The organism is Roseateles sp. (genome assembly GCF_052436255.1).
GTDB lineage: Bacteria > Pseudomonadota > Gammaproteobacteria > Burkholderiales > Burkholderiaceae_C > Pelomonas.
Map to the genome: position 1 here is coordinate 1 of NZ_JBQVNP010000097.1, position 19,308 is coordinate 19,308.

General features: G+C 69.0%; 11 protein-coding genes. 6 read left to right on the forward strand and 5 right to left on the reverse strand.

All coding sequences use genetic code 11. The features are described 5' to 3' along the window. Nucleotides 1-472: 472 nt before the first annotated feature. Nucleotides 473-4,561, forward strand: coding sequence for a hypothetical protein (locus ACT6S0_RS18940; RefSeq protein WP_444765344.1), 4,089 nt, complete (start codon nt 473-475; stop codon nt 4,559-4,561). 242 nt (nt 4,562-4,803) lie between these two features. Here ACT6S0_RS18940 and ACT6S0_RS18945 read toward each other — a convergent pair whose 3' ends face one another. Beyond that, nucleotides 4,804-5,406, reverse strand: a complete 603-nt coding sequence (locus ACT6S0_RS18945) for a mechanosensitive ion channel domain-containing protein (RefSeq protein ID WP_444765345.1) — start codon at nt 5,404-5,406, stop codon at nt 4,804-4,806. A 434-nt stretch (nt 5,407-5,840) separates the two neighbouring features. Here ACT6S0_RS18945 and ACT6S0_RS18950 point away from each other — a divergent pair, with 434 nt between their 5' ends. From ACT6S0_RS18950 to ACT6S0_RS18970, 5 genes are read left to right on the forward strand one after another with little or no spacing between them, the layout of a single operon-like run. Further along, nucleotides 5,841-7,133, forward strand: a complete 1,293-nt coding sequence (locus ACT6S0_RS18950; RefSeq protein WP_444765346.1) for a surface lipoprotein assembly modifier — start codon at nt 5,841-5,843, stop codon at nt 7,131-7,133. Continuing rightward, nucleotides 7,130-9,103, forward strand: a complete 1,974-nt coding sequence (locus ACT6S0_RS18955) for a FecR family protein (protein WP_444765347.1) — start codon at nt 7,130-7,132, stop codon at nt 9,101-9,103. The genes ACT6S0_RS18950 and ACT6S0_RS18955 overlap by 4 nt, the downstream gene beginning before the upstream one ends. Before the next feature lie 4 nt (nt 9,104-9,107). Next, nucleotides 9,108-11,315: an HD domain-containing phosphohydrolase gene (locus ACT6S0_RS18960; protein WP_444765348.1), complete on the forward strand. Its 2,208-nt coding sequence runs from the start codon at nt 9,108-9,110 to the stop codon at nt 11,313-11,315. After that, a complete protein-coding gene (locus tag ACT6S0_RS18965; protein ID WP_444765349.1) occupies nt 11,308-12,192 on the forward strand; it encodes an HD domain-containing protein in 885 nt (294 codons plus the stop codon). The genes ACT6S0_RS18960 and ACT6S0_RS18965 overlap by 8 nt, the downstream gene beginning before the upstream one ends. Continuing rightward, the gene (locus tag ACT6S0_RS18970; RefSeq protein WP_444765350.1) at nt 12,173-14,275 is read left to right on the forward strand and encodes a CHASE2 domain-containing protein; all 2,103 of its coding nucleotides are present in this window, start codon (nt 12,173-12,175) and stop codon (nt 14,273-14,275) included. The genes ACT6S0_RS18965 and ACT6S0_RS18970 overlap by 20 nt, the downstream gene beginning before the upstream one ends. A 16-nt stretch (nt 14,276-14,291) precedes the next feature. Here the strand turns inward: ACT6S0_RS18970 and ACT6S0_RS18975 are convergent, their stop codons facing one another. The 4 genes from ACT6S0_RS18975 to ACT6S0_RS18990 all read right to left on the reverse strand — a co-directional run. Continuing rightward, nucleotides 14,292-14,765, reverse strand: coding sequence for a hypothetical protein (locus tag ACT6S0_RS18975; RefSeq protein ID WP_444765351.1), 474 nt, complete (start codon nt 14,763-14,765; stop codon nt 14,292-14,294). Between the two features lie 21 nt (nt 14,766-14,786). Beyond that, entirely contained in the window at nt 14,787-15,053 is a 267-nt protein-coding gene (locus tag ACT6S0_RS18980; protein ID WP_444765352.1) for a hypothetical protein, read from the reverse strand. Nucleotides 15,054-15,311: 258 nt separating this feature from the next. Next, nucleotides 15,312-16,709, reverse strand: coding sequence for a caspase family protein (locus ACT6S0_RS18985; RefSeq protein ID WP_444765353.1), 1,398 nt, complete (start codon nt 16,707-16,709; stop codon nt 15,312-15,314). An 11-nt stretch (nt 16,710-16,720) separates the two neighbouring features. Next, nucleotides 16,721-19,308: autotransporter-associated beta strand repeat-containing protein (locus tag ACT6S0_RS18990; RefSeq protein WP_444765354.1), on the reverse strand; the 2,588-nt coding region annotated here is incomplete at its 5' end.

Here is a 19,308-nt window from a genome sequence, read left to right on the forward strand (position 1 = left end):
CGACCCGCGCCACTACCGCGACCACGGCCTCAAGGCCATGCCGGAGTGGAAGGCGCTGGTGGACACGAAGTTTCCGATCAACGAGTACGCGGTCAATTGAGAGCCGCGACTTGACAGGCATCCGGCGGCGGCGAGGCGGGCGCGTCAGACCCCGTGTCGCGGTTGTGAACGACGGTCTGGCAGCCAACGGGAGCGGCCGTTCGTCAGTGCCGTCCGAGGTGCGCTCTTCGGCCAGGACCAGACACGGACGCAAGCTCCCCAATCCGGCCAATCAATGCCACTGGAGGGTAAGAAACTGGATCCAGCCGCCTGTTGGCAAACGGTGAAACGCGGCATTTTGCAGTGCGCGCCATACCAAGCCAATCTGGCCTAATCGCCAAGGTCGAAACACAGCGGCGCTGCTGGGCAGCAGTGCCACGCTATGACTGAGCAACCACTACACACCTCCCTCATTGATCTAGGACGCAGGCCGATGCGCCCGTTCGAAGGTGAAAGGGATGCAAAGGTCGGCGCTGCGCTCTTCGAGGCCTTCGCCGAGGGCTCGGCGGTCGAGACCACCTGGGACGAGTTGCTGAAGCATCGCGTGTGCTTGCTCGTGGGCCCTGCTCACTGCGGTAAGACCTCCGAGCTAAAGCTACTCCGGCGTCGACTGCGCGATAAGGACCGGGCGTGCTTCATGCTTGACCTCGGGACGCTTGTACGCTCAACGGTCGACGCTGCCATGGGAGCGGACAGGTCGGCCTTCGATGAATGGTGTCAAGGTGACACCGAAGGCATCTTCCTGCTGGACGCGCTGGACGAGGCGGAATTGTGCGACGACAAGGCATTGCTCGTCTGCATCAACAAGGTGGCGTCCTGCTTAGGACTGCCTGCGCTTCGGCGCTCGCGCTTTGTGGTGTCCAGCCGGCCGGGGTCGTGGTCCTCCGCCGATGTACTCGACACGATTCGTGATGGTCTTTGCGAGCAAGTGGTCGTGCTCGGTGACCCGTCGGAAGCCGAGGCCACCGCAGCCTCCTTGTTCGAAGCGACGGACGATGCCAAGCCGGGCAGCGCTTTAATCTTTGCATCGCTGCCTCAGCTGACGAAGGGCCAGGCAAACAGGCTGCTGAAGTCAGTTCACGGCGTAGAGCGTCCGGCTGCACTGCAGGACAAGGCATGGAATCTGGGGCTGGCATTTGCGCTTCGCAACCCGGGTTCGCTGGGCTGGTTGGCGCGCGTTGTTCCCAAGCTTCAGCCGGGAGATGGCCGGCTTCGCGCCTACGAGGCCGCCGTCAGCGAACTCGTCCGCATGGGGTTCGAGCGCCGCCGGCAAGCAACGGTGTTTTCGGAAGACAACGTCTTTCGTGAAATCGAACGCCTGTGCGCAGCGTCGTTCTTTTGTCAGAAGTATCTGTTTGCTCTGCGCGCCTCGCCGAGCGACGACGGTGCGGTGTCGTTACGCGAAGCGCTGGCCCACCGACCCGCCAATTTCGAGACCCTGCTGCAGACCTTCCCGTTCTTCATTGACTCGGGCATCCAGCGTCTGAAGTTGTTGCCATCCGAGTTGCAGCCCTTCTTGGTCGCAAAGTGGTTAGTCAGGAGAATCAAGTCCGGGTCCATGAGCGTGGACGATGTCTTGGACCTGTTTGTCGTGACGTCGTTCGCAGGCGAGCTCATTCCCTCCCAATTCGAGGTGGTGGCGGGATGGCTGTCGTCGATGGACTCTGAATTCGCACGTCGGATTCTGGATGTGGCCCCACACGCTGTGCTGCTGTATGGCGACCTCTCTGGCCTGCCGTACCCGCTGGCGGAGGCAGCCCTGCGAAAGACCATCGAATTCCTGTCGAGCGGTCGTGCGCTCCTCTACCGGACGGTTCGGCTCACGTCCGACGACTACTGGCAAGCGATGCGGCCTGACCTCGTGCCGACAGTGGTATCGAGCATCGACGAGTTCGCCCACAACGACGAGTGCTGGGACCTGCTTACCCGCATGGTTGCAAGCCGAGGTTGTGTCGATGCCTTGCCGGCATTGAAACGGCAGCTAACCAATCCACGTGCATCGGACGCGGCGCGGGTGCGCGCGGTGGATGCCATCGGGGAGTGCGGACGCGCGGCCGATGTTGAGTGGGCGGTTGACGGGCTTTTCGCTCGCGGCTTGTTCAACGCCAGAGCTGCAACGATCTCGCTTCAATCGCTTCTTCAGCGGTCTCGCAGCTTGGACCATCTTCGCAGGGTGCTGCGTTCGGGCTTGTTCGAGTCGGTCGCGGCGTCGGTGTACGTGCAAGACCTCATTGAGTACGACCCATCCAAGGCCGATGCATTGGCCTTAGTAGCGACGCTCAAGGAGGCAGCCGCCGGCATTTCAGGGCTCGAGGCCGACGCAACGATGAAGCTGCTCGTCTCGTCGGTAGCGGCACTTCTCAGCCGGGATGACCTGTCCGAGGCCGACTACGTCGGACTGTTGGACACCCTTGAGGTCGTGCGACTTCAAGCGGAAAAACGAGACTTTGACCGCTTCGACGACATTCCGCCGCTCATACGTGTTCGGCCAGACCTGCAGCGCTTGGCGGTCCGGCGCCTGGTGGGGGGTCTTGGCAAAGAGCAACTGTGGAAGCTGAGAAGCCACACGGCGGCGCTGTACGCCCACATCTCCGAGGCGGATATCGAAACGCTTGAGCAGCTCAAGACCGAGTTGCCGGACGCCGAGCTTGTGGGCCAGCTCCAGCGTCTGATTGAGAGCGTAGCGCCGCGCAAGTCGCCACCGGCTGAGCGGCGAGCGCCCGATAGGTCGGCGCACAGCAAGCCGGCATTTGCTGTGGACAAGGCGCAAGTCGAGGCTAAGGCCAAGACAATCGCGGCCTGCGCAGACCCGGCGATGTTCACGCGCCTAGTTCACGTCGCAACCGGCGGACGACTCCGTACTTCACTCGGAGTTGAACAGTGGAATTTGTTGGCGGCCAAGTATGGAACGGTGGTGTCAGCGGCCGTGCAAGCCGGCCTTCGCCGGCTTTGGCGTGACCATCTGCCCCTCGAAGACGTCAACAACCCTCAAACCGTCTATCCACAAACGATCGCCGGCCTCGCTGGGGTTGTTGCCGAGGTGGTAGACGCCTATGCCGCAAAGACACTGACTGTGGCCGAGGCCGAACAGGCGATGCGTTACAGCCTCTACGAACTGAACCAGTTTCCACCCTTTGTGGCGTTCATGGTGGATACGCGGCTCGACGAATGCGATGCGTTCTACGCTTCAGTAGTTGGGCGGTGGAAGACATCGCCGAAAGCCGCCGAGCATGCCAAACATGTCGTGGCACGGATTCCGGACAAGCTCGTCGCGGGGGACACCCGCTGCAGGGCGGCAGTTTGGTCCTATCTGAAAGCCGGCGCATGCAATTCATACTATGAGGTCGAGCAGGCCATCACCGCGCTCTGCAAGTGGCATGACGATTCAGAACTTGCGGCCTTCCTGGATGGAAGGAGCCGTCAGTGCTGGCAAGAGCGGCGCGATGATTTTGCCGCCTACTTCTCCGCCTGGCTGCGGGTTCAGCCCGGAGCCGCGTTGACATTTCTCGCCGAATGCGCCGGCGAGCCGACCAGGCGAGCGGAGATTGTTGGACTCGCGAGCCACTGGTCAAGCAACAGGGAGAGCCCTCTGTCGGGCACAGAGTCGAACAGCGAAGAGCTGGCGACGCACCTTGAGAAACTGTATGAAGTCATTGCACTGGCCGCACCGCCGGCGACGGACCCATATCGCACAGGGGTGCTCTCGCCCAATGCCAGAGACAACGCGGGCCAATTTCGCAATTCCATCCTCGGGATGATTGAAGCGCTGGGCTGCCACGCTGCTTACGTGGCAGCCAGGCGGCTTGCTTTCAATTGCAAGGATGAAGCGCCGATAGCGCACATGCTCGATGCGCTGGCTATTCGCATTGCCGAACGGGCTGCTCTGCCGCATGCCTGGACAACTGCACAGTTCGTTGACTTTTCACGGGACGCTATGGCGTTGCCAGTCGACGACGAACAGTCTCTCTGGCGACGAGTAAGGCGCGACACGAGGTCAGCAGTCCAGAACGCTTTGTCGGGCCGCTTTCATATCGGCAACCTGCTGAAGAAGGGCAAGGAGCGAGATATGCAGTTGTGGCTTGCTCGCGAGCTGGAACTGCTGTCCCAGCAGGCTTACTCCGTCCAACGCGAAAGCGAATTGGCAGACAGGACGATGCCAGATATCTGCGCCGAGACTCCGCGACACATGGCGACCTTAGAGCTCAAGATTGCAGAGGACCGCACTGTCGATTCACTGCTCTTCGACCTGGAGTGGCAGCTGACACGTGACTATCTGCGCGACAAGAAGTCGAACCACGGCCTTTTTGTAGTGATGCATCAAGGGTCAAGAGCGCGCTTCCCATTCCAAAAGCAGGCACTGTCATTTGATGAGTTACGGCAGGTCTTGATGAGGCGAGCCGATGAACTCACGGTAGCGTCCTTCGGCAAGAAGCACGTCGAGGTTATCGCGTTTGAATGTCCTAGCGGACACAGCCCACGCAACGCCAAGAAGCCGATTCGCAAGAAGGGAAGTGCCACTTAGGCATTTCTCGTTCAGTGCGTCCTTGTTGTAGGCAATCGATTGCTCGCTTAACGACTGCTCAGGAAGTTGATGGTTGACTGCTCAGGGTCGAAAGCGGGCGACCAGCAGGTCAGCAACGAAAGACAGCAGTCAGCCTTGGTCAACGTTGTTGTCCACAGCGACGCCTTGAAGCTCGCGCGCGCAGCGGTTACAGAACCGAGGCGGTCCTGCAACGGTCGGCCGGTGGGCCGAAAGGTCTCGCCCTAGCCACCGTCCGCCTCTCCGGCCGTCTCCGCCGCATCGCCATGCCAGCGCCGCAAGGCCCGCTGGAAGAAGAGGCTGTTGGGCAGCTGCAGCTGCGTACCATTTCTCGCATCGCCGCTTTCGCGCAGCGTGGTGTAGACGAGGTTGATGTCGGCGACCTTGCCCTTGACGAGGGGCGTGCCGCCGGGTTCGAGCAACTCGACGACGTCGCCGACGCGGAAGGCGCGTGTGACGTAGATGAGCAGCGCGCAGAAGAGGTTGGACAGCACGCTCCACACCGCGAAGAAGGCGACCGCGGCGACGGTGGCAAAGCCGGTGAACGCCGTCCACAGCACGGTGCCCGAAACGCCGAACCGCTCCAGCGCCCACAGCAGTGCGCCACCGTAGACCAGCACGGCCGCGACGCGCAGAAAGAGGGCGGCAAAACTGACGGGCAGGCCGTAGGTGCGGCTGGCGCGGCCCATCAGATGTCGGGCCAGTCGCATCGCCAGCCATGCGGCCACGCTGATGAGCAGAACTTCCAGTAACGGCACCAGCGTGTCGAGCCAATCTGCCGCCCAGTCGGGCAGGCGGTCATGCAGGGACTGCAGCAGTTTTCTCATGGGCGTTGGTTTGAATCGTGAGCGCATGCCGTAGCGCCAGAGTGTTAGTTTCCCCCGTTCGAGGGTGATGCCAAGGAGCGCGGACGCGCATGGCGACGGCCGGCGCCGTTGGCCACGCCTTCGAGAAGCCCGACGCCACTTTTCAGGGCCTTGCTGCCCGCCCGGCTGCCGGCTCCGGCCACGCGGCTTGGGCAGGCGGCCAGTTGCCGCGCAGTCAGCACAACTTGGTTACATCTGCCCCAGCACATCCGCGACGGACGTCACGGGTCCTCCCGGCTGCAAGCCATCAGACAGATTGGCTTGGCCGAAGATGTTGCGACCCGCGATGCCGCCAGGCATTGATATCAACGTGCACGAGGATGTCTTTGCTCCAGCTGTTTTTCAGAACGGAGAGCGCCGGGCTCCGGTGGGGCGCCCGACTGTCCGCTTTCGCTGTGGCCCTGACCTGCCTGGTCACTCATGCCAACGCGCAGGATGCGCTGCTGGACGAGGCGCGCGCCAAGCTCAACCGGCGTGATGCCGCCGGTGCCTACGCTTTGCTGGCCGACGCCGAGATGGCGCGGGCGGGCGATGCCCGCTTCGACTACCTGCTGGGCCTCGCCGCGCTGGACACTGGCCATGTCACGCGTGCCATCTTTGCGCTGGAGCGCGTCGTGCAGCGGCAGCCGGACGACATGCTGGCCCGTGCCGAGCTGGGGCGCGCCTATCTGGCAGCGGGTGATGCCGACGCCGCGCGCGAGCAGTTCCGGCTGGCGCGCAGCGCCGATCTGCCCGCAGGCGTGGCGGCGGCCATCGAGCGCGTGATCGGCGTCGTCAACCAGGTGGCGCCGCCTGCCGCCCCGCAGTTGTCGGGCTACGTGGAATTCGGCGCGGCCCATGACAGCAACGTCAACAGCGCCACCAACCAGGGTGAGTTCGCGATCCCCGCCTTCGGCGGCATCGTCTTCCAGACTGCGCCGGAGAACCGCCAGCGCCATGACCTCGTGGCCTCCGCCGCGGGCGGCGTGAGTGCCGAGAAGGCGCTGTCGCCCGCGTGGACGCTGGTGGGGGCGGCCAACATGCGCGCCACCGCGGGCCAGGACGCGCACGACATGAACACCGTCTTCTTCGACGCCACCGCCGGCCTGCGCCGTACGGCCGGCACGCAAAGGCATTTGATAGCGCTGCAAAACAACACGGCCTGGGTGGGCGGCAGCCTGTATCGCACGGCCAATGGCGCGACCGCCCAGTGGCAATCGCAGCTCGACGCCGCCGCGCAGGCCAGCATGTTCGGGCAGTGGTCGCGCCAGGCCTACCAGCGCCAGCCCGAGCGCGATACCGACCGCCTGCTGCTCGGGCTCGGGCTGGCGCGCCAGTTCGGCGCCGCCGGCCCGCTGGCCTACGGCAGCGCCTATGGCGTGCGTGAACGCAGCCACCAGGCCGAGGCCGCGCACTTCGGCCACCACGGCGTGGGCCTGCGGCTGGGCATGGAGCAGCGGCTGGGCGCCGCGCTGTCGGGCTTTGCCGAGTGGCAGTTCGAGCGGCGCCGCTACGGCGGCACGGAACCCTTTTTCGACCTCGCCCGCCAGGATCGCCAGAACGACGTCGCCGCCGGGCTGCGCTGGACCGCCGACCCGCGGTGGCAGGTGGCCGCGCAGGCCCGCCGCTCGCGGGCCGGGTCCAACATCGTGCTGTACGACTACGCGCGCAACGTATTCCAGATCACTGCCCACAGGAGTTTCCAATGAGCCGCATGCAGGGACCGCCGAGCCGGCGTGATGGGCATCGCGGCCGCACGCCTGCACCTGCCAACTGCCTTCGCAATGCCTTGGCGATGGCGGCGCTTTGCGTCGTCAACGGCCTGGCCTGGGGGGCACCGGCGGCCACGGCCATCTTCACCAGCGGTGAGGTGCGGGTCGTCTCGGCCAAGGGCGTGGTGCGCGAGCTGAAGACCGGCGAGCGTGTCGAGTCGGGCGAGACCGTGCAGACCACCAAGGGCCGCGTGCAACTGCGCATGGTCGACGGCGCCATGATGGCGCTGGGCGAGCGCACGACGCTGCGGCTGGACGACTACCGCCTGGCAGGGCCGGCGGGCAACGATGAGCGCGGCTTCATGAGCCTGCTGGGCGGCGGACTGCGCACGATCAGCGGCAGCATCGGCAAGCCCCGCACCGACAACTACAAGCTCGAGACGCAGTCGGGCACCATCGGCATCCGCGGCACCGAGTACACCGCCAACGTCGACAACGGCCTGCGCGTCGGCGTGATCGGCGGCCTGGTGGCCGTCTGCAACGACGGCGGCTGCGTCGACGTGCCCAAGGGGTCGTCGGCTTTTGCGCCGAACCGGTCGGTCAAACCGAACGTCAGCGCCAAGCCGCTGCTGCACCTGCAGCCAGCCAATGCCGCCGAAGCGCCCGCGGAGGCCACCACCGAGGCTGGCGCCGACGCCGCTGCGCCACCATCGCCGGCAGCCAGCCCGGCCCCTGAAACAGCCCGGCCCACGTCTGGCGACAAGACGGCCCAGGAGCTGGCCATGCAGGCGCAGAGCCCGCCTGCACCTGCACCTGCACCTGCTCCTGCACCGGCGCCTGCTCCCGCACCGGCGCCTGCACCTGCACCTGCACCTGCACCTGCACCTGCACCTGCACCGGCGCCTGCTCCTGCACCGGCGCCTGCTCCTGCACCGGCGCCTGCTCCTGCACCGGCGCCTGCTCCCGCACCGGCGCCTGCTCCTGCACCGACGCCTGCTCCCGCACCGGCGCCTGCTCCTGCACCGACGCCTGCTCCTGCACCAGCACCGGCTCCGGCTCCGGCTCCGGCTCCGGCTCCGGCTCCAGAGCCTGCGCCCGCCCCAACTCCTGCACCGGCACCAACGCCGGCGCCCGCTCCCGTTCCGCCACCGGCGCCCGCGCCGGCACCAGCACCCGTGCCAACCCCGGCACCAACGCCTGCGCCCGTTCCCGCGCCTGCACCTGCTCCCTCGCCCGCCCCGGCTCCCACTCCCACGCCGCCGCCGGACCCGACGTCACAAGTCACAGCCGGCCTGGTCTCGAGCAATGACAAGGGCGACATCGCGGTCGAACTGATCGGCGGCACCGCCCAGTTCGATGCCAGCGGCGGTTTGCTGGCACTGAAAGACGCCTCAAGCGGCAGGACCATCCTGCAGAACGGCACACCGACCGACGCTGGCGTGGACGGCGTCATCGCCTGGGGTCGCTGGATCGGCGGGCAGGCCGGTGGCAACCGCAATGACGCGGGGAATGGCAACCTCACCAGCCTGCAATACTTCACCGCGACGTCAACACCGACAGGGCCGACGGCGGGGCAGTTCACGTCGTTCGCGTCGACATCACCGACTGTCCAATCCAACGGCAGCATGGTCGCCACTGGAACCGTCAACAGCGCCAGCGGCAGCTTTACCGCCGCATTGACCTTGCAAACCTCGGGCACCGCCATCTACACGCTGACGGTGCCGGTACCCGGCCAGACCTTCACGCTAACCGGCACGGCGACGCAGACCTCGCTGTCGACCTTTGCAGGCATCTCGCTGATCACCAGCACGGGAACCGCTTGCCGCAGCGGCTGCACCGGCAGCCTCGGCAACAACGTCTCGGTCATCGGTCAGATCGCGGGTTCGGCGGGGACGCATGCCGGCGTCATCTACGGCTTCGACAGCCGCCTCGGCAACGTCTCCGGCGTCATCGTCTTCAAGCGCTGAATCCATGAGCCTCCCCGCTCCTGATCAGACGTCTGCGCCTTTCGGTGCCGAGTGCACGAGCGCGGCCGGCGGCATCCTGGTCGTCCAAGGCACGGCGCCGAATGCGGACCGCAGCCTCATCGACGGCCTGCGCCGTGCGCGCTTCGGCGTTCGCGACTGCGGCGCGGCCGAGGCGCTGGCGCAGGTGGACTGCGGCGACTGGGACGCCGTGGTGCTGGATGCACGGTCCGACTTTGACGCCGCGGTTGCGCTGGCCGCCGCGATCCGCGCGCGCTATCCCGCGACCGTGCTGCCCATCGTCATGCTCGCCAGCGGGTGCGCAGGCAGCGAGCAGCAACGTGCCTTCGACGCAGGCGTGAGCGACTGCATCAGCTGCCCGGCCGACGTCGCCGAGGTGGCGCGCCGCCTGTCCACGCTGGCCGAGCTGCGGCGCCTGCGCCGCAAGAGCGCGATGGAGCAGAACCGCTTCGGCGCGGAGCTGTCCTCGCGTTCGCTGCGGCTGAACGGCCTGATCGAGACCTGCATCGCGATGTCGATGTGCCGCGACCGCGCGGCGCTGCTGATGCAGTTGCTCAGCGAGGGCTGCCACCTGCTGAACTGCGACGGCGGCACCATGTACATGGTGACCGACCAGCAGACGCTGCGCTTCGAGCTGCGCACCCGCAGCGATCCGCTACCGGCCACGCAGATCCCGCTGTACGACCCGGGCACGGGCAATCCCAACGAGAACTATGTGTCCGTCTACACGGCACTGCACAACCAGGCCGTCCGCATCGACGATGTCTACACCGAGACGCGCTTTGACCTCAGCGGCACGCGCGCCTTCGACGACGCGAGCGGCTACCGCACGGTCTCCATGCTGACCGTGCCGATCGCGCCGCGCGGTGGATCGCCCATCGGCGTGCTGCAGTTCATGAACGCGCTCGACCCCTTCACGGGCGCGATCGTGCCCTTCGATCCCGAGGCGGGTGCGCTGGTGGAGGCGCTGGCGGCGCAGGCGGCGGTGGCCCTCGACAACCTGGAGCTGGTCGACTCGCAGAAGCAGCTCACCGAGAGCCTGATCCGCGTGCTCGCCACCACCATCGACGCCAAGAGCCCGCACACCGGCCGCCATTGCGAGCGCGTGCCCGAGCTGGCGATGTGCCTGGCGCAGGCCGCGTGTGACGCCAGCGAGGGCCCGTTCAGGCACTTCGCGTTCCGCTCCGAGCGTGAGTGGGAGGAGTTCCGCATCGGCGCCTGGCTGCACGACTGCGGCAAGGTGACGACGCCCGAGTACGTGATCGACAAGGCCACCAAGCTCGAAACCATCCACAACCGCATCCATGAGGTGCGGATGCGTTTCGAGGTGCTGCAGCGCGACCTCGAGATCGCGCGTCTGCAGGCGCAGCTGGCCGGCACGTGGAGCGAGGCGCAGCAGGCCGCCCATGCCGCCGAACTCGCGCGCCTGACACAGGATTTCGAGTTCGTCGCCCGTTGCAACGTCGGCGACGAGGCGCTGGAGGACGACGCCATCGAGGCGCTGGCGCGCATCGGCGCACGCGAGTGGACGCGGCATTTCGACGACCGCCTGGGCCTGTCGGCGGTCGAGCTGGCCACGCGCGCAGCGGAGCCGGTGCGCGCCCTGCCCTGCGCCGAACCGCTGCTGGCAGACCGCCCGCGCGACATCGTGGTGCGGCCTGAAGGCGAGCGGCTCGATCCCGCCTTCGGCTTTCGCATGGATGTGCCGGAGCACCTCTACAACCGCGGCGAGCTCTACAACCTGTCGGTGCGCAGCGGCACGTTGACCCGCGAGGAGCGCTACAAGATCAACGAGCACATGGTGCACACGGTGATGATGCTGGAGCGCATGCCCTTTCCCAAACACCTGCGGCGCGTGCCGGAGTACGCCGGCACCCACCATGAGCGCATGGATGGGCAGGGCTACCCGCGCCAGCTCGGGCCCGAGCAGTTGTCCGTGCCGAGCCGGATCATGGCGGTGGCCGACATCTTTGAAGCCCTGACCGCGGCGGACCGGCCCTATAAGAAGCCCAAGCCACTGTCGGAGGCACTGGCCATCATGCAACGCATGGCTGGCACGCACATCGACGCCGACATCTTCAACCTCTTCCTGCGCTCGGGCGTCTACCTGGCGTTTGCGCACAAGCACCTCCACGCCGAGCAGATCGATGTCAGCGACCCGACGCCGTTCTGCGCCACGGTGCCGCATGCATAGCGCCGTCGCCGAGCACCCCATGGCAGGCCTGCGGGCGGCGGTCGCGGCGGGCGCCGCGCCGCGCGTTGCGGGCGAACTGCTGCTGCTGTTCGAGCATGTCGCGCACCGGTCGGACAAGCTGCAGTGGGTCAACGCCCAGGTGAGCGCAGATCTCTGCGGCGGCGGCGACCCCGCTGATCCAGCGCTGGCACGTGCCGGCGCGGCCGTGGCCGCCGCCATCGACGCGCAGCCGGCCACCTTCGACCGCCACAGCTATCACAACCGCCAGCACTTCTGCGAGGTCGCATTGACGGCCTATGGCCTGTGCCTGCTGGCCCGGCTGGGCACGCCGGCGACGCAGCTCGTCGTGCTGGCCGCGCTGATGCACGACGCCGTCCACGCGGGTCGCCCGCATGCCGCCTTCGTCCAGGAGCGTGCCAGCGTCGACAGCATGCGCGCGCTGCTGGCTGCGGCGGGGCTGGCCGCTGCGCAGACCGACCGCCTGATGGTGCTGGTGCTGGCCACCGAGACCGGCGGCGGCACCGCCTTCATGGCAGCCGCCTGCCAGGCCCACGCGGGCCGCGCCGCCATGCCGTTCGCGGCACCGGCAGAGGCGCCCGAACTCGCCGCGCTGGCGACCGACCCCGAACTGGCCCAGCTCGCGCGCATCCTGTGCGAGGCCGATGTGTTGCCGTCGATCGGGTTGGACGACGGGCATGCGCTGCGCGTGCAGGAGCGGCTGGCGCGCGAATGGGGCCGGCCGCTGGGCGCGCGCGACAAGCTGGCCTTCATGGACGGCGTGCTGCGGCAGGGCTACATCGGCGGCTTCTTCCTGCCCTGCGTGCACGCCATGCACGCCGCGCTGGCCGGCAGCCTGCATGCAGTCGCCCAGGGCTGAACCGGGTCTGGCCCGCTGGGCCTGGGCGGTGCCGCTCGGCATGCTGCTGCTGGCGTTCTTCATGGCCTTGGCCGACCCGGCGGCACTGCGCGGCCTGCGCTACGCCAGCTTCGACCAGTTCCAGCGCTGGCAGCCCCGGCCGTACGGCGAACAGCCGGTGCGCATCGTCGATATCGACGAAGAAAGCCTGCGCCGCATCGGCCAGTGGCCCTGGCCGCGCGACCGCATGGCGCAGTTGCTGAACGCCATCACGGCCCGGCAGCCAGCCTCGGTGGCCGTGGACGTCATCTACGCCGAGCGCGACGGCAGCGCCGTGGACGGCGGCGATGCCGCCCTCGCCCGGGCACTGGCGCAGGGCAATGTGGTGCTCGGCTTCGGCCTGAGCCGCCCGCCCGTTGCGCCGCCCGCCGGCGCTGACCCGGGCACTGCCCCGGGTGACGACGGACTCACGCTGAAGGCCGGCTACTTCCCGCTCGGTGGCGACCCCGTCCCCTTCCTGCCGGCCTTCACTTCCAGCGTCGCCAACCTGCCCGACCTGCAGCAGGCCGCCGCAGGCCAGGGCGCCATCACCTTCATCCCCGATGTCGACGGCATCGTCCGCCGGGTGCCGCTGGTGTTGAGTCTGGACGGCCGGCTGGTGCCTTCACTCGCGGCCGAGGCGCTGCGGCTGGCTGCGGGCGTGGGCCACTACACCGTGCGCAGCGCCGGCGACGGCGGCGGCGTCATCGACATGCGCATCGGCGAGCGGGTCATCGCCACCGACGCCAGCGGCGCCCTCTGGGTGCACTACGCCCGCCCGCAGCCAACGCGCTACATCCCCGCCTGGCGCGTGCTCGACGGCAGCCTGCCGGCGGACGCGTTGAAGGGCAGGATCGTGCTGGTCGGCACCTCGGCCCAGGGGCTGATGGACCTGCGCTTCGGCCCGCTGGGCGGCATCATCCCCGGCGTCGAAGTCCATGCCCAGGCGCTGGAGCAGGTGCTTGCCGGCCAGCCCCTGGGCCGCCCGGGCTGGACACCGGCGCTCGAATGGATCGTCACGCTGATCGGCGGCGCGGTGGTGGGCCTGCTGGCGATGAAGCGCAGCGCCGCCGCCTCGTCGGCGGGCTTTCTCGCGCTGGCGGGCGCCGTGGGCGGGGCAGCATGGGCGGCCTTCGTGCACGGCGGCGTGCTGATCGATGCGGTCACGCCGATGCTGGCCATGGCGCTGGTGTTCATCCCCACCACGGTGATGCGCTACCTGCAGAGCGAGCGCCGGCAGCGCTGGATGAAGCAGACCTTCTCGCGCTATGTCTCGCCCAACCTGGTCGACTATCTCATCACCCACCCCGACGCCCTCGTGCTGGAAGGCCGGCGCCAGCGCTGCAGCTTCGTCTTCACCGACCTGGCCGGCTTCACGCGGCTGATGGAGGGCATGGACCCGGCGCAGGCGGTCGGCCTGGTCAACGGCTACCTCGACCGCATGATCGCCATCGCCTTCGAGCACGACGGCACGCTGGACCGCATCGTCGGCGACGCCGTGGCCATCATGTTCTCCGCGCCGGTCGAGCAGAAGGACCACGAGCAGCGCGCCCTGCGCTGCGCGCTGCAGATGCACGCCTTCTCGCGCGCCTACGTGGACGACCTGGCGCGCCAGGGCATCGAGTTTTCAGAGACGCGCATCGGCGTGCACACGGGCGAGGTGACGGTCGGCAACTTCGGCGGCGAGGCCATCTTCGATTACCGCGCGCTGGGCGACCCGGTCAACACCGCCGCCCGGCTGGAAGGCGCCAACAAGTACCTGGGCACGCTGATCTGCGTGTCCGAGGCCACGCTGGCCGGCTGCCCCGGCGCGCCGGCCCGCCCCATCGGCCGGCTGCGCCTGGCCGGCCGCAGCGGCTACCTGATGACCTACGAACCGCTGCCGCAGCAGCCCGACGCCGCCTACCAGCAGGCTTTCGAGCTGATGCGCGACGCCAGCGACCAGGCGCTCGCCGCGTTCGAAGCGCTGGCCAGCGCCCGGCCCGACGATCCGCTCGTCCGCCTGCACCTGGCGCGCCTGCGTGCCGGCAGGTGCGGCGACGCCATCGAGCTGGCCGAGAAGTAGCCCGCGGCGGCCAGGCTCAACGGCGCCTCGGCGTCAGCGCCAATGCCACGACAGCAATCCCCGCCGTGACGATCAGCGCGTCCTCGATCAACCCGCTGCGGGTCTGGCCGATGCGGGCCATGGCCTGCTTGCGGGCGCCGAGCGTGGCATAGGCCAGCGGCACGGCGGTGGTGACCGCGACGGCCGCGCCTGCGCCTTCCCGGCCGCGCGGCGCCAGTGCCGCACCCGCGATGCCGGCGCTCATGACGCGCGCCAGCAGCCCGAGAAAGACGGTGCGGTCGGGCGCCGTCTTCATCTTGTCGCCCAGCAGCTCAGCGATGCCCATCGCCAGGGCGCCGAACTTGAACAGGGGGCGGTCCAGCAGGACCAACTGCCCCGGTGTGCGGCGGCCAGCCAGGCGGGCCGCCGCGATGGAGGCCATGGGCGTCATCGAGCGGGCGCTGGCGACCGCGCCGATCAGCAGGGACGACAAAAGGTTGCGAACAGGCATCGGATTCTCCTGTGTGGCGATTCAACGCTGGACCTTCACCGGCGCTGAGGCCGCCAGCGCGCGCTCACATGCAGCCCTCTCGCTGGCGCTGCGGGCGGCGATGCAGCGGGCGGCACCGTCGTTGACGGCACCCGGCAGGTTGTCGGCAGGCGCCGATGCAGCGGTGGCGCCGACGTTCCTGCCCGTGAACGGCACGGACAGCTGTGGGATCACTCGTTCCTCGGGCCGCCGCACGCCTGGCTCCTTGGCGTTCTCCGACGCCAGGATGGCCGGGTTGCGGGGTGGCATCACGCGGGAGGCCGCGGTCATAGGCGCGACTGCCGACGCAGCCGACGCTGCAGGCGCTGAATGCGCGCATGCGGCTCCGGCAGCAGCCATCGCGACCAAGGCGCCGAGCAGGGCTGGCGATGCGTTTCTCATGGGGCACCACGCTGCTGAGTTCCGGTGCCACAAGCGTCGTCCGGCGGCGCAAGCCGCCGTGTAGGACGCGGGCTTGCGATGCGATGGCAAGCCTCTGATACAGGCTGCCGCGCCCTCGCTCCCCGGCTACTTCCTGACGTTGTCCAGATCGGGCGGCGGCGTGTAGCCCAGATCGCGGGCGCGCGCCTCGAACTGCGAGGCCAGCAGCGGCTGGCCGTTCTTGCGGAAATGCAGCGCCAGCTCGTAGCTCGCAATGCCGTTGCCCAGGGCGACGGCGAACTGCATCCAGCCCTCGTAGCGCGACTGTGCGGAGGACGCGCGGCCGTAGCCATCGCCACCGCCGCTGCTCTCGCCGCGGAAGCGCCACGCCATGCGCGCGGCGGCATCCTTGTCGCCACGGCCGCAGCGCAGCAGGTCCTGACGCTGCTCGTTGGGCATGTCCTCGTTGAGCGAGAAGGCGGCCCGGAACAGCCGCACATCGTTGCGCCGCAGCGCAGCCAGCGCGGCACGCGCGCCATCACGCGCCACCTGCACGCCGGGCGCGAAGGGGCTGTCGGGCCGCGCCTTCAAAAAGGCATCGGCCACCTGCACGACCTCGGCCGGCCAGGCGAGCTGCTCCAGCTTCTTCAGCTCGGCCTCCTCGTTGATGTCCGGCCCCGCCGGCGCTGCAGCGCCCTCGCGCTTGGGCTCCACGGTCAGGCGCACGCGGGTGTGGTCGGCGATGAAAGGGTCCTGCGCCAGCTCGCGCACGGCGGCCACGGGATGGTTGAGCATGGTCTCGCGAACGTCGCTGCGCACCAGCTGCATCAGCTCGGGGAAGGTGGTCTGGTCGGACACGCTGTTCATCAGCTTGACCAGCGAGCCCGTGTAAAAGGTGTTCTGCGTCTCGACCGCCGGCGCGATGGCCGGCTTGCCGGCGCCGGTGGAGAAGGTGATCAGGCAGCCGGGCGGCGCCTCGACCTGGTTCAGGCCCACCACCTCGCCGGCGCGCAGGCCGGTGCGGCAGGCATCGACGACGGCAATGATCATGCCCTCGCGCCGCGCGGGCAGGCGGCGCACCACGTCGCTGAGCAGCTGCACGCTGCCGGTCTGCAGCAGCTCACCCTTGGCCGACGGGCTCAAGCCCGCAGGCAGCAGCAAATTGGACGCGTCGACCTGGATGCCGTGTCCGCCGAAGTAGAAGAACACCGTCGCGTCCGCCGGGCTGGCGGCCGCCTCGGCGATGAACTGCTCCAGCACGCGGCGCGCGGCGGGCAGGTCCAGGTCCAGCGCCGACGTGACCCGGAAGCCGCGCCGCGCCAGCACCGCCTCCATGTCACGCAGGTTCTTGGGGATGGGCGGCAGGTCGAAGGGCGTCGGGTAGCTGCGGTTGCCCATCAGCAGTGCCAGGCGCACCTCGGTGCTGGGCAGCGGCGCGGCGGCCGCGGTGATGCCCGGCAGCAGGGGCGCGGCCAGGCTGCCCAGCAGCGTGCCGCAGACATGGCGGCGCGGCAGGCAGACGGCGGAGTCGGGAGAGGGGGTCATGAAGCCAACGACTACTTGCAGCCAAGAACGGGCTGGGACGAAGGATCGCACTGCTCGGGCGGTTTTGCACCCTCGCTGCCCTGGGTGGACGGCCGGCCGGGGCCGACCTCGGCAATGACGCCCGAGCGCAGGCGCACGGTGACGTTCTCGGTGCGCACGGTTTCCTGGAAGCGCGCGCGGCGGGCGTCCTCGGCATCGCCGTTGATGGACGAGAGGGCGCCGGCGGCAGCGGGCGTCAATGGCAGCACGCCGTTGTAGACGACCGGGATCTCCACGGGCTGGCTGGCGCCGTCGTGGAAGAAGCGATAGCCCGGGCCGCCGGCCGCCAGTGCGCTGCCCACCTTGGGGCCGACCAATACGACGGCGGTCGAGCCCTGCGCGCCGGCTTTGGGCAGCACGGTCAGGTAGCCGGCATTGGGGCCGGTCGTGCGCGCGCCGGTGTCGGTCGAGCCGACCTCGACCTGGATGGGCTGGCCGTTGATGCTGCCGAAGCTGCCGGGCAGGCCGAAGGCGCCCGGTGCCAGCTCCAGCGTCATGCCGGGTGCGGACAGCGCCCTGCCGAGCACGATCTCGTCGAAGGGCAGGCGCGCGACCAGCTTGGCGCCGCCGGTCGTGGCGAGCTGGTCGGCGCGGATGTGGACGGTGTCGGCCTCGATGCCGCTGCCGCCGATCAGCACCTGCCGCCCGGCCACGCGCACCAGCGACTGCACGGCCTGGGCGCCGCGCACATTGGGTGCCCAGGCGGTGTTGTAGCCGGTGCCGCTGAGCACCGACAGCTGGCCCTTGAAGCTGTTGCCATCCTGTCCCAGCAGCACCGAGCCGCCACCACCGGCGGCCACCTGCAGGCTGGCACCCTCCGCCAGCGTGATGACACCGCTGGCGCCCTGCTGCACGGTGGCCTCGGCCACCGCCAGCGGCTGGCCGGCGACGGGCACCTGCAGCGGGGCCAGCGGCGTGGCCTTGGCGTCGTCGGGTGCGGCGCTGGCGACCAGGCTCAGGCTGCCGCCGCTGAGCTGCAGCGCGCCGTTGAGCGCCAGGCGCTCGGCCTCGATGCGGCCACCGCCGCTCAGGCTGACCTGGCCGAGCTGGAGCGTCTCGTTGAGCGACAGCAGCGCCTGGCCACCGCTCAGGCTCAGCAGCGCGCCGGCGAACTGGTTGCGACTGCGGCTGGCGTCGATGAGCGTGCCGGCCAGCGTCAGGCCGGCGGCATTGGCCAGCGTCAGGCTGCCGGTGTAGACCTGTTCGGCGCGCGTCGTCAGGTCGCCCGCCAGCCGCACGCTGCCGGCCGCCTGCAGCGAGGCGATGGTCTCGTTGCCGCCGAGCTGCAGTTGCGCACCGGCGGCCACCTGCACGGCGCTGGCATCGGGCAGGCGCTCGGCCGCCGTCGTGACCAGGCTGCCGCCCAGCACCTGGGTCGCGCCGGTGTAGTTGTTGGCGGCGTTGCCCAGCGTCACCTGGCCCTGGCTGACGACCAGGCTGCCGCTGCCGCTGACGGCCTGGTCGAGCGTCATGGCATCGGCACGGTCCAGGCGCAGCTCGCCCTGGTTCTGGATGTCGCCAGCGCCCAGGCTGCCACTGCCCGCCAGGCGCAGGGTGCCCGCCTCGATGAGGGTCGCGCCGCTGTTGCGGCTGGCGGCGGTCAGCGTCAGCGTGCCGGCGCCCTGCTTGACAAGGCCGCCGCGGCCGCTCACCACGCCGTCGAAGCGACTGTCGCGGCCATCGGCGCCGGTGGCCAGCGTGGCGCCATCCAATGCCAGGCCGCCGGCGCCGCCCAGCGAGGCGACGGCCTGGTTGGCGCTGGCGGCCACGCGTGCGGCTGCGTCGATGACGAGGCCGCTGTCGAGGGCGAGCGCCCTTGCGGCCACCAAGGCCAGCGTGCCGCCGCTGACACGCGTGGCGCCGGTGTAGAGATTGGCCGCGCCCAGCGTCAGCGTGCCGGCGCCCGCCTTGCTCAGGCCGCCGCTGCCTTGGATCACGCCGTCGAAGCGACTGTCGCGGCCGCTGATGCCCAGCGTCAGCGTGTGCGGGTTGAGCAGCACCTGGCCGCTGCCCGACAGGGCCCCGAGCGACTGCTCAGACAGCAGCTCAAGCGTCGCACCACCGCCCACGGCCACGCCCGCCGCGGCCGGCAAGACGCCCGCGCCATCGAGTTGCAGCGTGCCCGCATCGACCTGCAGGTCGCCGGCCAGCGTGTTGCGGCCGGCCAGCGTGAAGACGCCCGCGCCGAGTTTGGTGAGGCCGCCGCTGCCGCTGAGCATGCCGTCGAAGCGCGTGCTGCCGCCGTTGCTGCCGAGGCTCAGGCCGGGCGCCTGCAGGTCGACCGTGCCCGCGCCGGCCAGCGAACCGATGGATGCGCTTTGTTGGACCGTCAGCAGCGCGCCGGCCTCCACGCTCACCGCGGTGGCCACGTTGAGCGCGCCCGCCAGCAGCAGCTCGCCCGCCGCCACGCGCGTCGCGCCGGTCTGCGCCCCGGTGCCGGTCAACGTGAAGCGGCCACCGCCCAGCTTGGTGAGGCCGCCGCTGCCGACGAGGCTGCCGCCGAAGCTGGTGTCTGTTCCATCCGCACCCGCGGCGAGCGTGAAGCGGCCCAGCTCGACAC

Coding starts and splice junctions, on each gene's coding strand:
- ACT6S0_RS18940 (WP_444765344.1), top strand. CDS start 473: ATGCGCCCGTTCGAAGGTGAAAGGGATGCAAAGGTCGGCGCTGCGCTC.
- ACT6S0_RS18945 (WP_444765345.1), bottom strand. CDS start 5,406: ATGAGAAAACTGCTGCAGTCCCTGCATGACCGCCTGCCCGACTGGGCG.
- ACT6S0_RS18955 (WP_444765347.1), top strand. CDS start 7,130: ATGAGCCGCATGCAGGGACCGCCGAGCCGGCGTGATGGGCATCGCGGC.
- ACT6S0_RS18960 (WP_444765348.1), top strand. CDS start 9,108: ATGAGCCTCCCCGCTCCTGATCAGACGTCTGCGCCTTTCGGTGCCGAG.
- ACT6S0_RS18965 (WP_444765349.1), top strand. CDS start 11,308: ATGCATAGCGCCGTCGCCGAGCACCCCATGGCAGGCCTGCGGGCGGCG.
- ACT6S0_RS18970 (WP_444765350.1), top strand. CDS start 12,173: ATGCAGTCGCCCAGGGCTGAACCGGGTCTGGCCCGCTGGGCCTGGGCG.
- ACT6S0_RS18975 (WP_444765351.1), bottom strand. CDS start 14,765: ATGCCTGTTCGCAACCTTTTGTCGTCCCTGCTGATCGGCGCGGTCGCC.
- ACT6S0_RS18980 (WP_444765352.1), bottom strand. CDS start 15,053: ATGCCACCCCGCAACCCGGCCATCCTGGCGTCGGAGAACGCCAAGGAG.
- ACT6S0_RS18985 (WP_444765353.1), bottom strand. CDS start 16,709: ATGACCCCCTCTCCCGACTCCGCCGTCTGCCTGCCGCGCCGCCATGTC.